The following is a 23,700-nucleotide window of genomic DNA, read 5'->3' as shown; positions in this document are numbered from 1 at the left end:
GGGCATGGCGAAGCAAGGGCGCTCGGAGTCGAGCGGTAAGGGCGCAGGCGGCATGTTGCCGCGCACGAAGCGCCGCCTGTGCGCGCTGTGCCTTGTTGCGCTGGCTTGCGTTGGGCTGGCGTTCCACACCGGTACGGGCACGCCTTCCATGCTGGGCATCTCAAGCGTTGCGGCAATCTGCCCGCTTGGCGCGGTGGAGGCCGCCATCGCCTCGCGTACCATCGTGCCTGCTGGCGTTATCGGGTTGATCATCGCCGTGGCGGTGGTGCTGTTGGTCGGCCGTGCATTCTGCTCGTGGGGCTGCCCGATGGTGCTGCTGCGGGCGTTGTTCGGCCTGAAGACGCCGCACGAGCGTCGCGAGCGCGCGGCGGCAAAGGCGCAGGCGGGCAAGGCGGCTGGCGTGTCTGCCAACGGCGGCGCCGTTGCCGAAGAGCCGGCGCGCAAGGGTCTTGCACGCAGGCGGTCGGTTCCCGATGATGCGCCCGATGCCGAACGTGGCGGCGCAGGCGATTCGCGCATGTGGGTGCTTGGCGGCGCGGTGCTGACAACGGCGGCCTTCGGGTTCCCGGTGTTTTGCCTGGTCTGCCCTGTGGGCTTGACGTTCGCCACCATCATTTGCCTGTGGCGGGCCATCCAGTTCGGCGAAGCGTCTCTTTCCCTGGTTGTGTTCCCGGCCATCCTCATCATCGAAGCGGTGGTGCTGCGACGCTGGTGCCATACGCTGTGCCCGCTTGGCGCGCTGATGGGGCTTATTGCTCGCGGGAACAGGACGTTTCGGGCCACGCTCAACGAGGACGCATGCCTGCAGGGTTCCAGGGGCATCGCGTGCGGCAAGTGCGCCGAGGCGTGTCCCGAGGGCATCGATCTGCACGCCGGGGCGCCGACCACGCGCCTGAGCGAGTGCGTCAAGTGCGGTGAATGCAAACACGTTTGCCCTGTTCAGGCTATTGCGTTCCCCTTCTTTCCGAAAAGCGGCGAGCGGTCCGTTGTGGCCGTTGCCGGTGAATCATATGCAAGCGAAACCGAAGCCGCGCCGGTTGTGCAAGCCGACGCGGGTAAATGCACCGTCGCTGAGGTGGCGGGAAGCAATATCGAGAGCAAAGGAGAAGCTCATGAATAGCAAGCACGCGGATCGCGCCGCCGGGCGCGGCACCCTGGTTCGCGCCACGGTAGCGGCGCTGGCCGCGGGATCGTTGGCGTTTTGCCTGGTCGGGTGTGCAGCCGACGAGCAGGGGCAGCAGCTTAGCGCCTCTGACTCCACCAGCGCGTCGGGCACTACGGTTGGCGCGTACAAAGCGCCGGAGTACGCATGGGTCGACAACGGCGCCTACGACGCGCAAACGCCATCGGCCGGTGAGATTTCGGGCATCTACACGTTCACGCTTGAGGGCAAGACCTTCACCTTGCCTTGCGCGGCATCGGAATTCGCTGATGCCGGTTGGGCACCGAAATCGGATCTGACGGTGGCGGCTCAGCGGTACTGGAGTGCTTCGGCGGCCAACGGGTTTGTCTTGAGCGGCGCCGACGGCAAGACGGTCGGCCTGCATCTGGTCAACACGGGAAGCGCCGATACATCGTGGGAAAATTGCCAGGTTGTCGGCATCACCGTCGACGGTAACTCGGGCGTGGCGTTCCAGACGGCTGCCGGTGTGAAAGTGGGCGATTCCTACGCCGACGTCCAAAAAGCCTACGGCGCCACCGCGTTCGACGTTGACAACTTCGGCACGATGGGCTGGCATTTCGCCGCGGCGTCGGACGCTTCCAAGGACGGCAACCGTTGGTATGGCCAGAGCATCGACGCGCTGTCGGTGACGCCGACCGATGAGGGGCTGTACCCGAACTGGAGCGACGACGACTACGTCTACGGCATTCGCTTGGAGAACTTCGGCGCCATTGCTGCGACCGAGTAGAGTACGGGTGGAAGGCGGGGTTCGGGCCTTGGGGAAGGCGCGAACCCCGCATCTGCGCACGCGGATGGGCTGTGCGCTCGCTTGCGTCCGGCGTATTAGCCGCGCGCTGGTATAATCGAAGGCGAATAGGGGGCTCGCGTGCGCGTCCAGGCGTCTCTGGGGAGGCTTCGCGGTTTGCGCTGGCAATGAGGAGGGGTGCCGCTTGAGGCAATGGCTTGAGAATATCGAGGCCGAATGGCCTGCGTTCAAATATTTGGGGTTTGGCTGCTATTACGCTTGGATTTTCCTGTGTTATAGCAGCGACGTGCTGTTCAGCTATCCTGCTGGGATTAACGGCATGTCGTCTCAGACCGTCATGTACTTGCTATCCACCACCGCTTTGGCCCTTACGCTGCTGGCCGCGGCGTTGCTGCACAAACGCGCGGCGAAGCTGGTGGCCAGCGTCAAGTTCGTGGCGATAGCTGCGCTTATCGCTTCGCTTGCCACGGGCATGGTCGGGCTGACCGACCAGGATGCGGGCAATCCGCTGTTTTGGACGGGCTGCGTGCTGTCGGGCGTCGGCACCGCATTCGTGTCGTTGCGCTTCGGCATGATGTACTCGGTTATGGCTGCGCGCAAGGCGATGACCAACGCCGCTGCGGCCTTCGTTGTTGCCGGTGGGCTCTACTTCGTGGTCATCGGGCTGCCCCATGAGCTGAGGCTTGTGCTGTGTGTAGGGTTGCCGCTTATGGCGGCGCTGTGCACCGTCACATTCGACCCCTCGCGCAAGGGCCGCCCCGGCCGTGAGGTCATTCCCACCGAATCGCTGCCTGCGCGATTCTTCATGAAGCTTGTGATTGCCATTGCAACGTTTTCCGCCATTGCCGGGTTCTACAATGGCATGGGGGCGAACATCGACTTAGCTGGCGCGGTGTCGTCGAGCCATGGACATGCGCTTATGGTGTTCGCCGTGTCCGTGGTAGCGCTGCTGCTGCTGGCCGTTGGCGGCGCCATCGACCGCGGGTTCGACTTGAGCAAACTGTACTATCCCATCATCGTGCTTGGCTGCTTTGGCATCATCGTGGTACCGCTTGTGGGCGGTTACGACCCGGTGCAGCGCATGATCATCGGTGCGGCTTACAATCTGTTCATCCTGTTCGTGTGGTGCTTGCTTGCTCATGTGGCGAACCGTACCGATTTGGCTCCGGTCATGGTGTTCGGCTTCGGCCGCGGCGCCTCGGCCGTCGGCACGACCGTCGGTTGGCTTGGCTGCACGCTTGCTGCGCCAAGCATGGCCGAGAATGCCGACTCGCTTATGGCGTTCGCCGTGGTTATGGTATTTGTGCTGGTGGTGGTGTCGATGGTAGTGCTCAAGGAAGGCACCATCGACCAGATGCTTGCTCAAACCGATATGGGCCCTCTGCGTGTCGGCGACGCCCCCGGGTCGCGTCAGCCGCGCGTCCGTTGCGCCGAGGAGCCGGTTGTGCCCGCGTCGTGCGCGGCTTCTGGCTGTGGGGTGGCGGGATCGCAGGGCTGCCCGCTCGGGGCGTCGGGCGATGTTGCGGCGAGTCAGGCGCTTGCGGATGCGGACGTGCGGGTCGCGGCTGAGGCGGGTGCTTCCGGCGGCGCCGATGCTGCGCAAGTTGCCGCAGCGGCAGAGGGTTGCGGCACCGCTTCGCAGTCCTGCAGCGAGGAACAGCTTGCATGCGCCGCCTCTTCCTCTTCCGTTGGCGTGGCCGCTGCGTCCTTGGCGGCGTTCGATGCGCTGCGCGAGAGCTGTGGTGCGGTTTCCGAGCGCTTCGGGCTGTCTGACCGCGAGGCGGAGGTGCTTGTGCTGCTGACCCGCGGACGCACCATCGATCAAATCTCGCAGGAACTGTGCGTGTCGTTCAACACTGCCAAGTCGCACGTGCGCCACGTGTACACCAAAACGGGCGTGCATACGCGCAAGGAACTGTTTTCCTTGGTCCGCGAGGCGCGAAATAGCTGATGCCTGGCAGGCTTTATCGGGCTTGCGGTGGCGGGCCCGGCCGATAGAGCGCGGAATCGGGTGATGTTTTGGTTTCGCGTGGCTTCGCTGCGGTTTTTGCTTCCGTTGCCGCGGGCTTTTTCGCGGAAATCCTTGTTCGCCCACGGGTACTTTCTTCACCGTTCTTCCTTAACTGTGTCCTTTCAGACCCCAATATTGCCGCTGCCTTGAAATCTATGTTTCCTGGCGCCGGCGTGCGTCGCGTCGCGCCACATTCCGGCTAGAATGTCCCTCACGACCAACGCACCCCGCGCGCGTGGCGCCGAGGTGCCTCAACCAGACGAGAGAGAGGGCCCGACGTGTTGACCGACATCGAAATCGCCCAGGCTGCAACCCCGCAACCCATCAGCGCCATCGCTGAGAAGGTGGGCGTGCCCGAGCAATACCTGGAGCAGTACGGAACCACGAAGGCGAAAGTCGACTACAACCTGCTGCGCGACCAGCAGCACACGCCGGGCAAGCTGGTGCTGGTGACGGCCATCAACCCCACGGCGGCCGGCGAAGGCAAAACCACCACTACCGTCGGTTTGGCCGATGCGCTGAACCGTCAAGGCAAAAACCCCGTGGTGGCGCTGCGCGAGCCCAGCCTGGGCCCCGTGTTCGGCATCAAAGGCGGCGCTGCGGGCGGTGGATATGCCCAGGTCATCCCCATGGAAGACATCAACTTGCACTTCACGGGCGACTTCCACGCCATCGGTGCGGCCAACAACTTGCTGGCGGCGCTGCTTGACGCGCACATCCACAACGGCAACCAACTGAACATCGACGTGCGCAAGATCACGTGGAAGCGCGTCGTGGACATGAACGACCGCCAGCTGCGCAACATCGTGTGCGGCCTGGGCGGCAAGGCCAACGGCGTGCCGCGCGAGGACGGCTTCGATATCACCGTGGCCAGCGAGGTTATGGCTATCTTCTGCCTGGCCACTTCCATCACCGACCTGAAGGAACGCCTCGGCCGCATCGTGGTGGGCTACACCTACGACGACCAGCCCGTCACCGCGCACGACCTGCACGCCGAGGGCGCCATGGCCGCGCTGCTGAAAGACGCGCTGAAGCCGAACCTGGTGCAAACGCTTGAGGGCACGCCGGCGTTCGTGCACGGCGGCCCGTTCGCCAACATCGCGCACGGCTGCAACTCCATCATGGCCACGCGCATGGCGTTGGCGCTGGGCGACTACGCCATCACCGAGGCTGGTTTCGGTGCCGACCTGGGCGCCGAGAAGTTCCTGGACATCAAGTGCCGCCTGACGGGGCTCAAGCCCGACGCCGTGGTGGTTGTGGCCACCGTGCGTGCGCTGAAGAACCACGGCGGCGTTGCGAAAGACCAGCTGGGCGAGGAAAACCTTGAGGCGCTTGAGGCGGGCCTGCCCAACTTGCTTCAGCACGTGGAGAACATCACGAATGTGTACAAGCTGCCGTGCGTGGTTGCCATCAACCGTTTCCCCACCGACACCGAGGCCGAGCTGAAGCTGGTCGAGGACAAGTGCCGCGAGCTGGGCGTGAACGTGGCGCTGTCCGAGGTGTGGGCGAAGGGCGGCGAAGGCGGCCTGGCGCTGGCCGACGAGGTGGTGCGCCTGTGCGAGCAGGGTGACGAGGCCGGCCGCAGCGCCGACACGTTTGAGTTCGCGTACGACGGCGAGCTGGGCCTGCGCGAGAAGATCGAGGCCATCGCGAAGCGCGTCTACCGCGCCGACGGCGTCGACTTCGAGGGGAAGGCAGCCAAGGAGCTGGCGAAACTGGAGAAGCTGGGTTTTGGCGACATGCCGGTGTGCATGGCGAAGACGCAGTACAGCTTCAGCGACGACCAGACGAAGCTTGGCGCGCCGCGCGGCTTCCGCATCACCGTGCGCGACGTCAAGGTAAGCGCCGGCGCCGGCTTCGTGGTGGCGCTGACGGGCAACATCATGACCATGCCGGGCCTGGGCAAAAGCCCCGCAGCCTTCAAGATCGACGTAGACGAAACCGGCAAAATCACGGGTTTGTTCTAATCCCGGCGGCGGAGGACGGGCGACGCCCAGTCGCTCAGACAGTCCTGCTCGCACAAAAGCCCCACTGGGGCTTTTGGCTCGTGCGGAACTCGCTTTGTGGGCATCGCCCGACCTCCGCCTTGGCTAACTTGTTCGTGGTGGTTGCCGGGCCTGAGGTCGATCTTTCAGACTGCTTTGGCGGAAGAAAGAGGTTGACCTGCGGGATTGTTTCCGGAAGCCACTCGCGTATGACTTGCGGAGACATTTCCGGAAACCATTCGCGTGCGGCTTGCGGAGACGTTTCCGGAAGCCGTCTGTAGGGTCGAGCGAAAGCTCGACCGAAAACGGCCCTCGGGTACTCGCGGGACACTGCGATGGGGATATCGAAAGGGAATGCATGGACACTTCGTTCGTTGAAGAACTTGCTTCGGCGGCTCCTACGCCGGGCGGTGGCGGGGCTTCCGCGTATTGCGGGGCGCTGGCTTCCGCGCTTGCCTCCATGGTGGGCAACTTGACGGTTGGAAAGAAGTCGTTTGCGCAGGTGGAGCCCGAAGTGTACATGCGCCTTGAGAAGCTTGCGGCGCTGCGTCGCCGCCTGCTTGAGCTGGTGGGCGAGGATGCGCAGGCGTTCGGCCCGCTGGCGGCGGCCTATCGTATGCCGAAGGACACGCCCGAGCAGCAGGCTGCGAAAGAGGCGGCCATCCAAGCTGCGCTGGTGGACGCGTGCGAGGTGCCGCTTGACATTATGCGCACGGCCGCGGTCGTGGTGGACCACACCGAGTTTCTGGCGTACAACGGCAGCCGCATGGCGCGCAGCGATGCGGGCGTGGCTGCGGCGTTCGCGCGGGCGGCGGTGGACGGCGCCAGCTTGAACGTGTACATCAACGTGGCCTCTATGGCCGACGATGCGCGGGCCGAGGGCTATCGCAAGGAGGCGGATCGCCTGGTTGCGAAGACGCGCGAGCGCTGCGACGAGGTGTTCGCGTTCGTGAAAGACGCTATTTCGTAAGGAAGACGTGGACGTATGGCAACGTTGCTAAAAGGAAAACCCGTTGTCGACAGCATGGCGGAGGACATGCGTGCGCGCATCACGGCGCTGGGCGAGCAGGGCGTTGTGCCTACGCTGGCGCTGGTGCGCCTGGGGCAGCGCCCCGACGACCTGTCCTATGAGCGAACAGCGGTGAAACGCGCCGCTGGCCTGGGCATCAACACGAAGCCGTACGTGCTGGACGAGTTCGCCCCCGAGGCGGCGCTTAAAGCCACGCTGCAGTCCATCAACTACGACAAGACAGTGCACGGCTGCCTGATGTTCCGCCCGCTGCCCACGTTCATGGACGAGAAGGCCATGTGCAACACGCTGGCCGCGGCGAAAGACGTCGACGGCATTTCGCTGGCGTCGCTGGCGGCCGTGTTCACCGATGCGCCCGACGGATTCCCTCCGTGCACGGCGGCGGCGTGCGTGAAAATTCTCGAGCATTACCAGGTGCCCATCGCCGGCAAGCATGTGGTGGTGATCGGCCGCAGCCTGGTGGTGGGCAAGCCGGTGTCCATGATGCTGCTGCGCCGCAACGCCAGCGTCACCATCTGCCACAGCCGCACCGAAAACCTGTCCGAGATTTCGCGCTCGGCCGACATCGTCATCTGCGCCACGGGCCGGGCCCGCGCGTATGGCCGCGAGTACTTCCGCGCAGGTCAGACGGTGCTTGACGTGGGCATCAACTTCGATGCGTACGGCAAGCTGTGCGGCGACGTGGACTTCGAGGTGGTCGAGCCCATCGTGGACGCCATCACGCCCGTGCCCGGCGGCGTGGGCACCGTCACCACCAGCCTTACCATGGAGCACACCGTGGCAGCAGCGGAAGCGCAACTGAAAGCCGCGCAAGCGAAATAGGGCCGGCAAGCTAAGGGGCATGACAAAGGGACAGGTCGTTTGTCGGGTTCCGTAACAGGTTTCACGATTTCAACGGGGAGGGGCAGTGGCTCCTCCCCGTTTTTTGCGGTGCGGTCTGTCCCGTCCGCCGCTTCTTTTCCCTGCTTGTTCGCCGTTTTCGTGGCAGGGGTGCAAGTTGTTGCGCGTTGTCGTATCATGGCTGCATTATGGCTAACGGACTGACATACGCACGTAAAACCGACTCGACGGAAAGCACGAAGCAGCTGGCTGAAACGCTGGCGCCGTACCTGCATCCGGGCGACGTCGTCGTGCTTTCGGGCGATTTGGGCGCCGGTAAAACCCAATTTGTGCAAGGTGTGGCGGCTGGCCTGGGCGTTTCCGCGCAGGTGACCAGCCCCACGTTCAATATCCTGCTGGAATATCACGACGGGCGCATCCCGTTGTACCACTTCGACCTGTATCGCCTTGACGATGCGGACGAACTGGAGAACACGGGATACTACGACGTCATCGACGCCGATGGCGTGTCGTTCATCGAGTGGGGCGAGAAGTTCCCTGGCGCGCTGCCGTACGGCTACCTTGAGGTGCGCATCCTGGTGACGCCCGAGGGCGGTCGCCGCATCATCGCGCACGCGCTGGGCAACCGCGCGCGCCAGCTTCTGACCGTGTGGGCGAACGACTCGAAGGCGCGCCTGTCGAAGACCACGGCGAACGCCGGCGGGTTCATCTTGCCGGGCGGTGCGCCCATGACCACGGGATCCATCTCGCCGATTCGCGTTGAAGATGCTGGCGTTTCCGCAGGTGAAACGGCTTCCGACACCGATGGGGATGCGGGCCGCACGTCAACGGACGCATAGCCGCGTTGGAGGGCGGTTGCGTGTTCGATTGCCCGTTGTTTGTAACTGGAATCAAGAAGCAAGGGGAGTGCTGTGCCTGAAGCTGCATATGTGCTGGCGTTCGATACGGCGAACGAGGTTATCGCTATGGGCCTGGGGCGGCTGGATGTGCGCGAGCGCGCGGTCGAGCCGGTGGCAACGCTGGAAGTTGAGGCCCGCCGAGCGTCGAACACGCAGCTGCTGCCGCGCGTGGACGCCCTGCTGCGAGACGCCGGCGTCAGCCGTGGGCAGCTTGCGTGCGTGTGCGTGGGGCGCGGCCCGGGGTCGTTCACGGGCGTGCGCATTGCTATGGCCACGGCGAAGGGCATCGCGCAGGCGCTTGGCGCGGCGCTGGTGGGCGTGTCGTCGCTTGATGCGGTGGCGTGGCACGCGTGGGCCGCGGGCGCGCGCGGTGCCCTGGCCGTGGTGGCCGACGCTATGCGCCGCGAGGTGTATCCCGTTCGCTATGCGCTTGACGATGCGGGCGTGCAGCGCCTGGAAGCTGACCGCGTGGTGAAATCCCAGGTGGCAGCCGAGGAACTAGCTGGCGAAGGCGGCGCTGCCGGTGCCGGTGGCGCTGCGGCGGGCACGCTTTCGCTTACGGGCGACGGGCTGAAGAAGTACGCGGAGTTGTTCGCTCCGGCGGGCGCGTTGCTGCCCGAGGAGCTGTGGGCGCCCACGGGCACCGGGCTGCTGCTGGCGCTGCGGGCGGCGTGGCGCGCGGGCCAGGCCGACCCGTTCGATGCGGCGCGTCACAACCCGGGTTTTCTGCTGCCGGTGTACACGCGTCTGTCCGACGCCGAGGAAAACGAGCGCATTCGCCTGGCGAAAAACGACCCGAAGAACCTTGCCACGGGCGTGCAGGACGTGGCGCCGCGCCGCGATCAACACGCCACCATGCACGACACGGCCGTGCTCAACGCGCGCGCCGATGAGCACGGCATCACGTACAAGCCGCTCGACGCGGCGCATGCCGAAGCGGTTGCAGCCATGGAGGCGCAGGTCATGGGCTCGGATGCGTGGAACGCGGCGCTGGTTGCCGACGAGCTTCCGCGTCCTGACCGCACGTGGTGGGCAGCATACGCGCCGGCGCAGGCTGGCGAAGGCGAAGGTGCTGACGGGGCGCTTTCCTCGTCTGCGATCGCGCGCCCGGCGCAAGCTGGCGCTTCCTGCGTATCCGACGGTGTTTCCCCTGATGACGATGGTGCTGCGCCGACACCTTCGCTTGCTGCCGCGGGCGACGGGCTGCAGCTTGTTGGCTATGCGGGCGGCATGATCGTGGACGGGCAGGTGCAAATCCTCAAGATCGGCACCGACCCGGCGTGGCGCCGTCGCGGCATTGCGCGCACGCTTATCTCGCGTGTGGCGTCTGATGCGCGTGACCTGGGCGCCACCACGTGCTCGCTTGAAGTGCGCGCTTCGAACGCGGGTGCGCAGGCATTCTACGAATCGTTGGGCATGCATTCGGTCGGCAAGCGTCCGCGCTACTATTCCGATCGTGAGGACGCCGTCATCATGGAAGGTCCGCTGCAAGGCGTGATTGGCGGGTCCGCCGTTTCGGCAGCCGCAAGCGACCGCGCGCTACGCGCCGTGCGCGAAGGCGGCGACGCTGCGGCCACCTGCGCAAATGTCCCCTGCAGCGAAGGCTCGTATAGCGAAGTGAGCGCGGCATCTGCTGCCGACTCTGAGCCCGCACCTCACCAGGTCGACGTTGCGGGCATGCATCTGCGCGTGGACGAGGCGCACAACGCCCAAGTTGCCGCCGAGCCTGCGGCCAAGCTGGTGCGCCCGCTTGTGCTGGCCATCGAAAGCTCGTGCGACGAGACGGCGGCGGCCATCGTCGATGGCGAGGGCAACCTGCTGTCCGATGTGGTGGCCAGCCAGATCGACTTCCATTCCCGCTTTGGCGGCGTTGTGCCCGAAATTGCCAGCCGCAAGCACATCGAGGCCATCTGCGGCGTGTGCGACGAATGCCTCGACGTGGCGGCGCAACGCCTGGGTATGCCGCGCTTGACCTGGGCAGACCTTGACGGCGTGGGCGTGACGTACGCGCCGGGCCTTGTGGGCGCGCTCGTGGTGGGCGTGGCGTTCGCCAAGGGCGCGGCTTGGGCGGCCGACAAGCCGCTGGTGGGCGTGAACCACTTGGAAGGCCACCTGTACGCGAACAAGATCGGCGCGCCCGATTTCGCTCCGCCGGCGGTGGTTTCCCTGGTCAGCGGCGGAAACACCATGTTGGTGCACATGCGCGACTGGGGCGATTACCGTGTGCTGGGCGCCACCATCGACGATGCGGTGGGCGAGGCGTTCGACAAGGTTGCCAAGGCGCTGGGCCTGGGTTACCCGGGCGGGCCGGTGGTGTCGGCGCAGGGCGCGAAGGGCAATCCGGAGGCCATCGCGTTTCCGCGCGCGATGATGCACTCCGGCGACATGCGTTTCAGCCTGTCGGGCCTGAAAACCGCTGTGGTCACGTACATCAACAACGAGCGCGCCGCCGGCAGGCCGCTGAACATGCCCGACATCTGCGCCAGCTTCGAGGCGGCTGTGGTGGACGTGCAGGTGAAGAAGGCCGAGATGGCGCTGCGTCAAACAGGTGCGCCGACGTTCTGCCTGGGGGGCGGCGTGGCGGCGAACCCCGTGCTGCGCGCCGCGTACGAGAAGCTGTGCGCGAAACTGCACGTGCGCCTGGTCATGCCCCCGCTTTCCGCCTGCGGCGACAACGCCGGCATGATCGCGCTCGTGGCGCTCGATCGCTTCCGCCAGGGCAAGTTCTACGGCCTGGAAACCGACGCCCAAGCCCACGCTGACCTGGAACAACCCTACTAGCAAACGCCCGCCCGTCAGCACATCCGTCGGCGGGTCCACCGGCGCTGCTCCCCGATGTTGCCGCACCGGCTGCTCGCAGCCACCCTGACGCATCGTCTCGAATGCGCCCTCCAGCCGCATTGCCCCGCCGAGCGCGCAGCTCCGAACGCATCGCCCCGGATGCGTCGCCCCGACGTACCGTCTCGTATCGTCGTCCCGGATTGCCGCCCCTCGACGCGTCGTCTCGCATCGCCGAGACGCACGGTCTCGAGCTCGTTTCTCGGCGACATCGTTCGCGTGTGCGCTTTCCTATGCCGCTGCTCCGAACGCACTACCCGGGGCGCCGCTTATGCGGCTTCGCCTGGGGTACGCCTTCCCGTCACGCCGCCTCGAAGGCGTGTTGCCTCGAAGGCGCCGTTCCGGATGCCCCTTTCCATCGCGCCGTTCTGAGGATACCCTTTCGGATACCCTGCCCTCTGTAGCGCCGTCTATCTGCTGGCAAGAATCTGACGTTTCTGTATCTGCGGGGCCGTTTTCTTCACTTGATGGCAAGAAAAGCAGCTTCCTGTATGGAGAAACCCTCTCCTCAGATGCGGGAATCCCAATTTCTTGTCAATTCGGCGTCTAAGTGCCCTCGGCGCGCTACAGGATTCCCGATTTCTTGCCAGCTGCACTGAATTGGGCACCCAGAGATACAGGAACACCAGTTTTTTGCCATCCAGCAACCCTCGACCCCGTTCCGCGGGTGCATTCCCGCAAAGCTCGCGTCTTGACCTGCGCAAAGATTCCGGATGCGGAAACTTGGGAGCCAGACGGTCGTCGGCGCATCCTCGGGTTTTGACGCCGTGTGCTCGAAGGGCATCTCCATCGCCTCGGCCGGATTCGCGTCGTGCACTCAAGGGGCGCGGCATCGTTTGGGCCGGGACTTGCCGTCATGCGTGGGGCGCCGCGCAGTCAACTTGCGGCATCGCTTCGCCTTAATGCAGCCCATGCCAGATAAGAAGATCGTGACGCATGCGGCTTTGCGCGGCACGCCACGATTTCACCGGCCGAATCCTTCGCCCCATCTTTTTCGCAAGTGTGATGGCAATGGCATCCATGCCGTCTGCGCTGAGTGCCTGCGCGGCGGTGACCTCGATTACCTGGATTCCGGCGTCCAAAAGCGCTGTTTGCCGGCGTGCATCGGAGTCGATTTTCTCGGAGCCGGTGTGAAACTGCGTGCTGTTGTATTCCATGCAAATCTGCTGCTCAGGCCAAAACAAATCAGCAACAAGATACCGCTTCCCGCAGGTGCGCTGGGCGCTTTCGGGAAGTTGAATCGTGTGGTTCATATGCGGCGCGGGCAGCCCGTATCCTCCGTAGCGGCAGGGGAGCACAAGCGGAATTGCGGTGATGGTCTCCATCGGCGAAGCGGAGTCGCCCAGAACGTAACGCGCCGCAATGCTACCCTTCGGCGCGCCCCGATGGGCATGGTGCGCTTCGGCGAACTGTCGAAGCTGGCTTGGAGCGGCAAGGGCCGGGCGCGCTTGGAACGATTTTTCGCAATCGGGGCTAAGGCGGTAGGAACCCGAAAGCTCGAATCCAAGCGCTACGGCCTGCGCAAGTGGCAACTTTGCGGCAAGCTGTTGGAACGTGAACGCTGGCGTGCACGCGCAATTGCCGTCGGAAAGCCGAATCAGTGCGCCTTTGGGAAGGGCTGCGGGCTCGACGTGGCAGGTTGCCAGGGCGCTTCTGGTGCGTGCATCTTCGCGCGGGATGAGGATGTGGAGCTTCTCGCCATTGGGGAAGTGGTGTCGTGCAAGAAATTCGGAAATTTCATCGGCGCAAGGTTGCGTGCGGTCAAGCGCATTGCTTGCGGCCGATGGACTCATTTGCGCAGTGAACATGCTTCCGTCGATAGAGGGAAGTCTGAGCAGGCGAAGGGCGGATGTATGGCTAATGATGATTGTCATGGGGGCATCATAACAGATAAAAGCTGCGAAAAATGGCTTGTGAACAGGGATAATTTGCGTGCAAGATTTCGGTAAGATATGTGCAAGGTTCGAAAGGCGTGCGGGTAAGACCGCGGTGTGTTCCCGGAAGGATAACCTGCAAGATTTGTCTATCGCCGGCATCTTCGGGCCCTGATTTGCCTTGAATCGACCGGGCGGCGAGCGGATTGGGGGCGAGCGGATCGAGCCGCGAATGGGTTGAGGGGCGGGCGAATCGGGCGCGAATGGGTTGAGGGGCGGGTTAGGCAAGAAAAGCGTGTTTCTGTAGCTGCGAGCAACTGAAGGTGGGTTTTTGGCAAGAATCCTCGATTTCTGTAGCAAGAACTAGCGCGAAACGCGGCGGATTGGCAAGAATGCGGGATTCCTGTATCTCCTGAGGGCGTTCGACGCTACAGCAATCCCATATTCTTGCCACAGGCCGAATCCCGAAGCCATTGAGCTACAGAAATCGTCGATTCTTGTCGCCGCTTGCCCGGTCGCGCTTGCCGCTGCCGATTTTGCCCGCAGCCATCCCTGCTGCTGCCCACCGTCTCCTCGAAAGGCGCGAATCCGACGTTGCTGCGATAGCTGCCCACCGTCATCCTCGGCGCGCGCCGCGGCGGCGGGGAATCAAGGCCGTTTCCGTGTGCTTGGGCTTGCCAGCGTGGGGTGCTCGGATCGAACGGCTATACTAAGGTGCTGAACCTCACGAGGGCGTTTGCGGGGCGGTCGCGCACAGCGGCGCCTGCAACGCAGAACTCGACGGCGCCCGTAGGCGGCGCCCTACGAAACTGCCCGGGCTTGCCGGGCGCCGCACGATACGCAAGGAGCACAACCGCATGGCCATCGATACCGCCACCGGCAAGGAAGCGCCGGCCGAGATTTCGTCCGAACGCGTGAAGGACATCTTCTCCGCCATCGCGAAAAAGTACGAGCGCTTCAATGCCATCTCCAGCTTCGGCGCGTACAAGCTGTGGCTGGCCGGTATGATGAAACAGGCTCCCATCAGCGCAAACGACGATGTGTTGGACATCGCCGGCGGCACGGGTGACGTCAGCTTCACCGTGGCGCGCGCCAAGCACCCGCGCCACATCCAGTGCACCGACCTGGTGAACGAGATGCTCGACGTGGCCCGCGCGCACTATTCCGACGGCGCTTCCGACGGCGTACCCGTGGACTTCGAGGTGGTGGACGCGCAAAACATCCCGTACGCCGACGCCAGCTATGATGCCATCACCATGGCATACGGCATCCGCAACATGCCCGACCGCCCGCGCGCGCTGGCGGAAATGTTCCGCGTGCTCAAGCCCGGCGGTAGCCTGGTGTGCCTGGAATTTAGCACGCCGCCGAACGTGGTGTGGCGCGCGCTGTACAACTTCTACCTGAAGCACCTTATTCCGTTCTGGGGCGGCCTCATCACCGGCGACCGCGACGGCTTCGTGTACCTGGCGAAGTCCATCAAGGCGTTCCCGAATCAGCAGGGGCTGGCGCGCATGATGGAGCAGGCTGGCTTCACCGATGTGACCTGGAAGAACTACACCGGCGGCATCGCCGCAGTTCACGTGGCGAAAAAGCCCGAATAGCGAACCGCTTGCGGATAACGAACCGCAACCAGTGCCGTGGCTCGTAGAGCGAACCGCAGCCCGCAGCGAACCGAATAGCAAGCAACCCGAAAGCCCGCGAACCCCGCGGGCTTTTTGCTGCGCGCAGGCCGAAATGCCGGGGCTGTGCGATGCGCTCCACCGCGGGGATTCCGGGGCGCGTCTGCATCGCGCGCTCGGAGGGGGCCTGCGCGCTTCGCGCACCTTCTGCTGGGCGTTCATTCGCGATTGGCGTTTCAAGGCTTCGCAAAGTGTGTAGGTTGCCGTCCTTCCAGGTTTCAGGCAGCTTTAAGGACATCTGGGTAGTATCAAGCCTCGAACTTGCCCCTGCGATTGGGCGCACCGCCCGCCGGAAGGAACAACGATGGCTTCATTCACCGACACTTTTGAACGCAAAGAGGTCAAATACCGCTTAAACGCGAAGCAACATCGTTGCGTGCTTGACGCGCTGGCTGGCCGTATGGCCGCCGACGAATACGGCCGCACGCGCATCACCAGCCTGTACTTCGACACGCCAAGCCGCGACCTGATTGCGCGTAGCCTGGAAAAACCGCTGTACAAGGAGAAGCTGCGCGTGCGCTCGTACGGCACGCCGCTGCAATCCGAGCGCGTGTACGTGGAAATCAAGAAGAAGTACGACGGCATCGTGTACAAGCGTCGCGTGGGCTGCTCGCAGGCGGCAGCGCTGTCGTACCTGATGGGAGGCGTGCCGTACGAGAACGCGTGCGCAATGAACCCGCTGGTGGATCCGTTGCAGCAGGTTGAAGCCTTGGCGTCGCGCAGCCTCCAGATAGCGCGCGAGATCGACTCGTTCGTGGCGCGCTACCGCAACCTGCGTCCGTCCATGTACGTCGTGTGCGAGCGCACGGCGTACGCGCCGCTGCCGGGTGCCGACGCCGAGGGGCTGCGCATCACATTCGACGCGGGCGTGTCGTATCGCGATGCCATGGCTTCCGGAAAGCACTTCGATGAGTCGTATCACCCGCTGCTGGGCCTCGGCGAGGTGATCATGGAAGTGAAAACGGGCGCGGCGTTCCCATCGTGGCTGGTCGAGGCGCTGAACGGCTGTGCGGTGTTCCCGTCGTCGTTCAGCAAGTATGGTGCTGCCTATGAGGCCGTTGAGCGTGCGGCTGCCAATTGCAACAGCGCGGCCGCGGCGATTGCATAGTTCTTTGCGCATCGCTTGCGGCGTGCCCGCAAGCCCTTCCGCTCGCACCGTGCGTAGCATCCGCATTCTTGCGTAACCCCAACCCGAAAGGAGAACTGCCGTGCTTGATGCAGCTTTGGCCTCGGTCTTCGGAACGACCGATTCCCTGGTGGCAAGCGTTTCTGCTGTCGGCTTCCTCATGTGCTGCGCGGCGTCCATTGTGCTGGGCGCGGCCGTGGCGTGCATCTACATGTTCCGGCACAACTACTCGAAGAACTTCGTGGTGACCTTGGCGCTGCTGCCGCTGATCGTGCAGATGGTAATCACCCTGGTCAACGGCAACTTGGGTGCGGGTATCGCCGTCATGGGCGTGTTCGACCTCGTGCGATTCCGCAACGATTTCCGGCTCGGGCACAACCGCTTCCGCCGACGGCGTCACCCTGAACGTGACCGCGGCATATCGCCATGCGGTGTGCTCGAAGGATGACCTGACCGTTGTATCGGGAACGTACAACATCTCCGCAGTGGAAGACGGTCTGCGCGGGCGTGACAGTGTGAAGATTCGCGACGGCGTGTTCTCCATTGCGGCAGGCGGCGACGGCATCAAGTCGAACAAGGACAGCAAGCCGACGAAGGGCTTCGTCAGCATCGACGGCGGCACGTTCGACATCCAGGCGGGCGACGGTGCGGCCGCGAACGCCGATGACGCAACGGTCGACGACGCCGCATCCGCAGGCGATGCCGCCAGGGGCCAGCGCGGCCAAGGCGGCAACGCGCCCACGCCTCCCGAAGACAGCGAGGCGGCGGCAAACGGTGGCGCTCCCGACAATGCGTTCGCTGAGGGCGCAGGCCAGGGTGGCAAAGGCGGCCAGGGTGGCGGCATGACCATGGGCGATGAGAACTGCCTCATCCAAATCAATGGCGGCTACCTGGTGGTGGATGCGGCCGGCGACGGCGTTGACGGCAACGGCAGCGTGGAGGTCAACGGCGGCGTGCTGCTGGTGGCTGGTCCCACCAGCAGCGGTGATGGCGCGTTCGATTACGACCTAGCGGCACGGTCAACGGCGGTACCGTGTTGGTGGTGGGCTCTACGGGCATGGCGCAGAACTTCACCAGCGGTATGCAGGCTTTCGCTATGGCTGCGACTAGTGGAACTGCAGGTCAGACGGTTGCCGTGGTGGACGCAAGCGGTAACGTGGTGGTGTCGTTCACGGCCGCGAAGCAGTTCGGCATGGTGCTGGCGTCCAGCCCTGCGTTTACCGAGGGCGGCGAGTACTCACTGGTCGTCGGCGGCAGCGTCGAGGGCGCGAATGCCGATGGCTACACCGATTCCGGCACGGTTTCGGGCGGCAGTGAAACCGCCATCACCGCCAGCTGCACGGCAAGCTCGGGTCTTGGCGGGCTAGGTCAAGGCGACAGCCCCATGGCCGCCGGCCAGGCCGGCGACGTGCGCGTCCAGCGCCGCTAAAAGCCTCCCGATTGCGGAGTTCTTTAGCGCTCTACTCGGTTGGAGTACAATGGAAGCAGCATTATCCGTGAAGCGTGCAGGAAAGGTGATGGCATGAGCGAGCTGCGTACCCCCGAGGTCGAAGACCTGCTGGCGGTGTTGTCCGCCCTTGACGACAAGGACACCATTTTCCAGCTGCTTGAGGACCTGTTCACGGTGCGCGAAATCCGCGAAACGTCGCAGCGCCTGGCCGTGGCGCGCCAGCTTGACGCGGGCAACTCGTATGCTTCCATCGAAAAGGCCACGGGCGCATCCGCAACCACCATCGCACGCGTGTCGAAATGCCTAAGCTACGGGGCGGGCGGCTACAACGCCGCGCTCAACGTGCTGGATGACCTGCGCAAAGGCAAGTAAACCAGAACAGCCAGAAAAAACGCGTGGCCGGGCGCCTTTCAAGGAGCCCGGCCACGTTGCGTTTGGGAATAGATGAGACGACGGCTGCCTGAAACAGCGAGCGAAAAAGGAGCCGGCACGAGGCTTCCTTTCGTTCGCATTGCCCCAAGGGCTGTTGCCGCCCGATTGTTGAGCGGTGGGCGGCAGCGACCGCTAGAAGTCGGTGCTACGCGCGAACATTTCCAGCACCAGTTGCAAACGCGTGCCTAGCGGAAGCTGATTCTGCTTCAGGAAACGTTGCACGTCGCGCAGGTGCAGCGTGAACACCTCGATAAGTTCGCCGCGTTCGGTGTGCTGCTCCTCGTCTTTCTCCACCTGGGCGAACACGGTCAGCACGCTTTCGTCGCTCATGCCGGTGGATGAGCGGCCCGATTGCGGCAGCGGATCGATGGCGGCCGGTTTGGGGATGTCGGAGCGCAGGCGGTAGCCCGTTTCCTCGCGCAACTCGCGGTCAACGGCGTCGGCGTAGCTTTCGCCGGGCTCCACCAGGCCGGCGGGCAGGCCGATGACCCAGCTGTTCAGCGGGTAGCGGAACTCGCGGATAAGCACCAGCTCGTTGCGGCGCGTGACGGGCACGATGGACACGGCGTCGGCCACGCGCTTCTCGGCCAGGTTCGTCACGCCTTCGGCCTCTTCAAGCACGGATGCGCCGAAGTCCTCGGCGCCCGCGTCGACGGCGGCAATGGCGGCGTCGCTGCGCTTGCCCAGGCGTTCAAGCTCGGCGCGGTAGGCATCCAGGCCTTTGCGCGATACGGCTTCGTACTGATAATCGGTGCCGTCGGGCAGCACGTACGTCAGCACATATTTATTGACCCAGCCTTCGGAAACCTGCTCGATGTTCTTCAGTTGGGGCGTTTCTCGCTGCATGATTCGTCCTTTCGCGTTGGTCGCAACCATGGTAGCGCAAGCAAGCCCCGCATCGCGCGCGAAGTGCGCAGGATGCGCGCCGTGCTCGGCGAGCATGGCGTTTCGGGATCCGCCGCGTGCGGTTGTTGCTGGTTGGATGGGGGACTCCGCCGCATGCTTGCTGGATGGCGGGCACTCGCGTGCCTACGCGCTTGTTCGCTGGCGACATCTTGCTTGCGCGATCGCGTGGGTACTTGTGCGTTCGCATGGGCGCACGGGGCCAAAAACGCAAATGGCGGCCGAGAATGGGAAGCGCGGCCGCCAAAGAGACGCTGCGGCGCAGGTGGGAAGCCTTGCGCCGCAGCCGGGCCGCGGATGGGAAGACGCGGCCCGGTCAGGGAAGCGGGGCAGCGGATGGGAGAATCTGCCGCCCCGCGGACGCGCGGTGGGAAGCCCGCGCATCCCTTCGTCTGCGCCGCGGACGGGAAGTTCCGCGGCGATAGCAAGCGCGGATGGGAAAGACGCGCTTGCGGGATTGCGGATGGGAAGACGCAATCCCATAGGGAAGGGAAAAGGAACGAGCCTTATAGTACGGGCTCCTGCTGAAAGCAAGCTTAAAGAAAGGTGAAGGCCGCATGAAGACGCCTTGCACGTGTACTTCTGTTCTGGGCGGTTTGGGCGGTTTTCGCCCTTGGAATTGTCGTTGGTGTTGCAGTTCTGGGCGCTTTTTGCTGCCCGCTTGGGGGTTGAGCGCGCATAAGGCCAGGTCGCGGTAGGCATGGGGTCTAGCTTTGGCGATTTCGCTTGCTCAAACCGCCCACAACCGTTGGGTCTTTCGCTCGGGATATGTGTCGCCGCCTTCGCGCCGTTTCCGCGCCAACTTCGCGGGCGGTTTCGCGAATAGTTCCCGAATTGTGACGCAAAAATGACGCGAAGGTAACGCGTTAGCACTCTCGCTTGCAGAGTGCTAACGAAGGGACTATAACGATAACTGTTCAAAGGAGCGGACCCCGAAGCGGGGCCGCAACGAAAGCAACCAAGGGGTTGCGGAACGAACCGCCCGCCAAAGCGCGGGCCGGGCGATGGGCTTGCGGAGCGTCGACAAGGCGCACGAAAGCCGGTCGTTCGGCGGCGCAAGCAGGCACGGCGCCTCGGTCGCGTGGCAACCGGCGCTGAGCGGCAAGGTTTCGCACCTAGGAAACGGAGATGACAATGATGTCCATGCTGGTACCTCGTTCTAATCGTTTTTTCAATGATTTGATGGCCGACCCATTCGACAACTTCTTCGGCACCATGGCTGCGCCGAGCGTTAAGACCGCACCGAACCTGATGCGCACCGACATCCGCGAAACCGACACTGGCTTCGAACTGACCATCGACTTGCCGGGCTTCGACAAGGAAGGCGTGCAGGCTGAGTTGAAAGATGGCTACCTGACCGTCACCGCTGAAACGAAGCAGGAGTCCGAGGATAAGGACAAGAAAGGCACGTACGTGCGCCAGGAGCGTTTCACCGGTAAGTGCAGCCGTACGTTCTATGTTGGCGACGACATCGAAGAAGACGACATCAAGGCCAAGTTCGACAACGGCACCTTACAGATCGATGTGCCGAAGAAGGTCGCAAAGCCCGAGCCCGAAACCTCGCGCTCCATTTCCATCGACTAATTGCCTGCGGTGTGCCGCCTGAGCAATCGGGCGGCACGGACCGCAAGGCCCGCCGCTTTGAGCGTGGCGGCGGGTATCTTGCTTGCCCGTGCCGGCAGGCGCGGGCGCGGGACGCCGCCGAAGGCGCGGCTTCCGAAACGGTCGCGGCACGTGCCAGGCGCGCAGCCGCGCCCGAGCGCTCATCCTCCTCTTTCCCTCTCTTACTCTCCTTCGAAAGCCCCTTTGCGGTTCGCCCGCGAAGGGGCTTTTCGCGTGTGGCGTGAATTGTCAAGACGCCATCCGCAGGTGTCGCGGGCATCATCCTGGCACCTGCTTGCCCTTTCTCAAGGCATTACCCTCGTATCATCCTGCGGTCACCTTGCGTGCTTCTCACCTGCGGAAACGCAACTTCACCCCACGGGGGTACTAGGCGCGGGCACCCCGGCGGGCGCATGATAGGCGCGTCAACGGGGGCGAATGAGCCCCCACGGCAAGCCCGGTGGGTGGAGCACGGTGCAGCGCGTCGTTTCGCCAATCGCGGTTGCTGGTACCAGCCGCATGACGCCTTCCTCAAGGCGCCGTCGCACCCACCGAGCTTGCCGATCCCTGAGAGAAGGAGAGGAACGAATGGCTGAAGAGAACAACGCTTCCCAGCCCGGCGCCCCGGCGCCGAAGCGCAAGGCCAAGCGCGGCTGGATCGTCGGTGGCGTCATTGCTGCCGTGATCGTGGTGGCAGGCGCAGGCTTTTGGGTGTGGCACGAGACGCCCAGTTTCTGCAACTCCATCTGCCACAGCCCCATGGACAGCTACGTGGACACGTACTACAGCGGCGATAAGGGCATGCTGGTGACCGCCCACGCCGAGGCGGGCAACAACTGCCTGAGCTGCCATGAGCCCGTGATCACCGAGCAGGTGGGCGAGGTCATGAAGTGGACCTCCGACGACTATCCCATGACCGCCGACGGCACGAAGCTGGCGGATGGTGCCGACATGGCCAGCGAGGAGTTCTGCGCCAAGAGCGGCTGCCACGACATGGACGACGTGGTCGCCAGCACCTGGGGCTTCGAGGGCAACGACGAGAAGTTCAACCCGCACAGCAGCCACCAGGACCTGGCGCTCGAGTGCGGCGACTGCCACAAGGCGCACGAGAAGAGCGTGCTCATGTGCAACCAGTGCCACAATCTGAACATGCCCGAGGGATGGGAGGCCCCGAATGCAGCATAACGGACTCGACCGTCGCACCTTCCTCAAGGGCGCGGGCATCACGGCCATCGGCGCTGCCGCCATGGGCGCGCTGACCGGCTGCGGCAACGGCTACACCGTCCCCGCCGGCGAGGAGCCGGTGCGCGAAACCGCCGGCCAGGTGCCCGGCACGCCCAGCTGGCTGGGCCAGGCTCCCGAGGTCGCCGAGCGCGATATCACCGAGACCATCGACACCGAGGTGCTGGTCGTGGGCTGCCGCACCGCCGGCCTGCCCGCCGTCATCTCCGCCGCGGAAAACGGCGCGAAGGTGCTCGGCATCGACCGCACCCCCACCGTGCTCGCCCCGCGCGAGGATATCGGCGCCATCGACTCGAAGCTGCAGCTGGCCTCGTTCGACGAGTACCCGCAGTTCAAGATCGACAAGATGGAGGCCATGGAGGACATCGTCCGCTATGCCAACGGCTTCATCGACTACGACCTGGTGAAGGTGTGGGCGAACGAATCCGGCGCCCTGATCGACTGGCTCACCGAGATCGTCGAGCGCGACGGTCGCCTGGTCATGCAGTTCGAAGGCTCCGTCGGCACGGAGGGTCAGGGTGCGCGCGATAAGGCGTGGGCGACCGGCCACAGCCCGAACAAGACCGATAAGGGTAAAGAGGACAAGAACTTCAACTTCGGCGTGTCGCTTAAGGAGTACGCCGAGGAGAAGGGTGCCGAGTTCCGCTGGTCCACCGAGCTCATCAAGCTGGAGCAGGACGAGAACGGCCGCGTAATCGGCATCATCGCCCGCGACGTGAACGACCGCCACTACATCCGCATCAACGCCCCCAAGGGCGTCATCTTGGCGACGGGCGGCTACGGCAACAACCTGGAGATGATGGAGGCGCGCCAGCCTTGGAACCAGAAGATTCGCATTGCGGCTCCGGGCAAGGGCGGCAACCCCACGGGCGACGGCATCAAGGCCGCGCTGTGGGCCGGTGGCCAGATGGACCCCATCGGCGCCGCATGCTCGTTCAACCGTGCGTGCGTGAAACCCGACGAGCTTGCTGGCGACGGCGTTGTTGGCGAGTGGTGGTGGTTCGGCGAGCAGCCGTTCATGAAGGTCAATCTGAACGGTAAGCGCTTCTGCAACGAATCCGGTCCCTACGACTACATGCTGCACTCCACCATCATGCAGCCTGGCCACACCTACTGCGATATCTTCGACAGCGACTATGTCGAGCAGGTCAAGCAGATGAACGAGGTGGGTTGCTGCCGCCTGTACCCGTTCGATAACGGCAGCCCGTCGAACATGAGCATCAACCTGATGCCGAAGATGTTCTTCGATCCGTTGCTGGAGAAGGGCTATCTGCAGAAGGCCGACACCCCCGAGGAGCTGGCCGAGAAGCTGAACATCCCGGTGGACAACTTCGTGGAGACGTTCAACCGCTACAACCAGATGGCGGAGAACGGCAAGGACGAGGACTACAACAAGGAGCCTTACCGTCTGATGCCGCTGAAGACCCCGCCGTACTACGGCATCCGCACCGGCGCATGGTTCCTGGCCACGCTCGACGGCGTGCGCATCGACACGAACATGCACCCCTTCCGCGAGGACGGTTCCGAGATCGAGGGCCTGTACATGGCTGGCGACTGCTCGGGCGGCTTCTTCAGCGTCAGCTACCCGAACCTGTTCACGGGCCTGGCCTGCGGCCGCACCATGGTCGAAGGTCGTCGCGCCGGCATGCTGGCGGCAACCGGCCAGGCGTAAGCCGGCAGGCAACCGTTCGGTAACGCAAACCGGGACAAAGGGACTGCCCCTTTGTCCCATCGCAAGATTATTCGGTGCGAGAGCCGCGAACGTCTCGCCCAACTGCAGCGCCGCGCGCCGAAAGGCCGCGGCGTATTTGCGTTTTCAGGTGGTTGCTCGAGTTCGGCGGACCCGGATTGTCCCAAACTC

At 64.2% G+C, this 23,700-nt stretch carries 18 protein-coding genes and 1 pseudogene; 17 read left to right on the top strand and 2 right to left on the bottom strand.

Translation table 11 applies throughout. The annotated features are described in order from the left end of the window. Window positions 1-4: 4 nt before the first annotated feature. The 8 genes from ET524_RS03630 (at window position 5) to tsaD (ending at window position 11,474) form a co-directional block, all read left to right on the top strand. Window positions 5-1,120 carry a 4Fe-4S binding protein gene (locus ET524_RS03630; protein ID WP_201738641.1) on the top strand — a complete coding sequence of 372 codons (1,116 nt, stop codon included), beginning with the start codon at window positions 5-7 and terminating at the stop codon, window positions 1,118-1,120. Further along, window positions 1,113-1,910, top strand: coding sequence for a hypothetical protein (locus ET524_RS03625; RefSeq protein WP_129423381.1), 798 nt, complete (start codon window positions 1,113-1,115; stop codon window positions 1,908-1,910). The genes ET524_RS03630 and ET524_RS03625 overlap by 8 nt, the downstream gene beginning before the upstream one ends. 202 nt (window positions 1,911-2,112) lie before the next feature. Beyond that, window positions 2,113-3,879, top strand: a complete 1,767-nt coding sequence (locus ET524_RS03620; RefSeq protein ID WP_129423380.1) for a helix-turn-helix transcriptional regulator — start codon at window positions 2,113-2,115, stop codon at window positions 3,877-3,879. 338 nt (window positions 3,880-4,217) lie between these two features. Continuing rightward, window positions 4,218-5,906, top strand: a complete 1,689-nt coding sequence (locus ET524_RS03615) for a formate--tetrahydrofolate ligase (RefSeq protein ID WP_129423379.1) — start codon at window positions 4,218-4,220, stop codon at window positions 5,904-5,906. Between the two features lie 376 nt (window positions 5,907-6,282). Continuing rightward, on the top strand, window positions 6,283-6,894 hold the full coding sequence (locus tag ET524_RS03610; RefSeq protein ID WP_129423378.1) for a cyclodeaminase/cyclohydrolase family protein: 612 nt from the start codon (window positions 6,283-6,285) through the stop codon (window positions 6,892-6,894). A 15-nt stretch (window positions 6,895-6,909) separates the two neighbouring features. Continuing rightward, on the top strand, window positions 6,910-7,776 hold the full coding sequence (locus tag ET524_RS03605; protein ID WP_129423377.1) for a bifunctional 5,10-methylenetetrahydrofolate dehydrogenase/5,10-methenyltetrahydrofolate cyclohydrolase: 867 nt from the start codon (window positions 6,910-6,912) through the stop codon (window positions 7,774-7,776). Between the two features lie 206 nt (window positions 7,777-7,982). Continuing rightward, window positions 7,983-8,633 (top strand): tRNA (adenosine(37)-N6)-threonylcarbamoyltransferase complex ATPase subunit type 1 TsaE, encoded by a 651-nt coding sequence (gene tsaE / locus ET524_RS03600; protein WP_129423376.1) that lies wholly within the window; start codon window positions 7,983-7,985, stop codon window positions 8,631-8,633. 72 nt (window positions 8,634-8,705) lie between these two features. After that, a complete protein-coding gene (gene tsaD, locus ET524_RS03595) occupies window positions 8,706-11,474 on the top strand; it encodes a tRNA (adenosine(37)-N6)-threonylcarbamoyltransferase complex transferase subunit TsaD (protein WP_201738640.1) in 2,769 nt (922 codons plus the stop codon). Between the two features lie 956 nt (window positions 11,475-12,430). On the opposite strand, the gene ET524_RS03590 is transcribed toward tsaD, so the two are convergent. Then, window positions 12,431-13,567 carry a hypothetical protein gene (locus ET524_RS03590; protein ID WP_129423375.1) on the bottom strand — a complete coding sequence of 379 codons (1,137 nt, stop codon included), beginning with the start codon at window positions 13,565-13,567 and terminating at the stop codon, window positions 12,431-12,433. Between the two features lie 695 nt (window positions 13,568-14,262). Between ET524_RS03590 and ET524_RS03585 the strand changes: the two genes are divergently transcribed. From ET524_RS03585 to ET524_RS03565, 6 genes and pseudogenes are all read left to right on the top strand, one after another. Further along, window positions 14,263-15,006, top strand: a complete 744-nt coding sequence (locus ET524_RS03585) for a class I SAM-dependent methyltransferase (RefSeq protein WP_129423374.1) — start codon at window positions 14,263-14,265, stop codon at window positions 15,004-15,006. Between the two features lie 382 nt (window positions 15,007-15,388). Further along, window positions 15,389-16,192, top strand: a complete 804-nt coding sequence (locus ET524_RS03580) for a polyphosphate polymerase domain-containing protein (protein WP_129423373.1) — start codon at window positions 15,389-15,391, stop codon at window positions 16,190-16,192. 100 nt (window positions 16,193-16,292) lie between these two features. Then, window positions 16,293-16,658 (top strand): DUF4956 domain-containing protein, encoded by a 366-nt coding sequence (locus tag ET524_RS03575; RefSeq protein ID WP_236648245.1) that lies wholly within the window; start codon window positions 16,293-16,295, stop codon window positions 16,656-16,658. After that, a pseudogene (locus tag ET524_RS12160) lies at window positions 16,570-17,115 on the top strand (carbohydrate-binding domain-containing protein); the annotation flags it as partial. The gene ET524_RS03575 and the pseudogene ET524_RS12160, both read left to right, overlap by 89 nt. Window positions 17,116-17,243: 128 nt before the next feature. Continuing rightward, window positions 17,244-17,639 (top strand): hypothetical protein, encoded by a 396-nt coding sequence (locus ET524_RS11690; protein WP_201738873.1) that lies wholly within the window; start codon window positions 17,244-17,246, stop codon window positions 17,637-17,639. A gap of 93 nt (window positions 17,640-17,732) precedes the next feature. After that, window positions 17,733-18,032 (top strand): YerC/YecD family TrpR-related protein, encoded by a 300-nt coding sequence (locus tag ET524_RS03565; RefSeq protein ID WP_129423372.1) that lies wholly within the window; start codon window positions 17,733-17,735, stop codon window positions 18,030-18,032. 192 nt (window positions 18,033-18,224) lie between these two features. Here the strand turns inward: ET524_RS03565 and ET524_RS03560 are convergent, their stop codons facing one another. Further along, the gene (locus ET524_RS03560) at window positions 18,225-18,938 is read right to left on the bottom strand and encodes an NUDIX domain-containing protein (RefSeq protein WP_129423371.1); all 714 of its coding nucleotides are present in this window, start codon (window positions 18,936-18,938) and stop codon (window positions 18,225-18,227) included. Window positions 18,939-20,123: 1,185 nt separating this feature from the next. Between ET524_RS03560 and ET524_RS03555 the strand changes: the two genes are divergently transcribed. The 3 genes from ET524_RS03555 to ET524_RS03545 all read left to right on the top strand — a co-directional run bounded on the left by ET524_RS03555 (window position 20,124) and on the right by ET524_RS03545 (window position 23,511). Then, entirely contained in the window at window positions 20,124-20,579 is a 456-nt protein-coding gene (locus tag ET524_RS03555; protein ID WP_236648244.1) for an Hsp20/alpha crystallin family protein, read from the top strand. A 606-nt stretch (window positions 20,580-21,185) separates the two neighbouring features. Beyond that, window positions 21,186-21,782, top strand: coding sequence for a cytochrome c3 family protein (locus tag ET524_RS03550; RefSeq protein ID WP_129423370.1), 597 nt, complete (start codon window positions 21,186-21,188; stop codon window positions 21,780-21,782). Beyond that, on the top strand, window positions 21,772-23,511 hold the full coding sequence (locus ET524_RS03545) for an FAD-dependent oxidoreductase (RefSeq protein WP_129423369.1): 1,740 nt from the start codon (window positions 21,772-21,774) through the stop codon (window positions 23,509-23,511). Before ET524_RS03550 ends, ET524_RS03545 begins: the two co-directional genes overlap by 11 nt. The last annotated feature ends 189 nt before the right edge of the window (window positions 23,512-23,700 follow it).

This window comes from Senegalimassilia faecalis (assembly GCF_004135645.1).
Taxonomy (GTDB): Bacteria; Actinomycetota; Coriobacteriia; order Coriobacteriales; family Eggerthellaceae; genus Senegalimassilia; species Senegalimassilia faecalis.
This window is presented reverse-complemented; position numbering and strand designations above follow the sequence as displayed.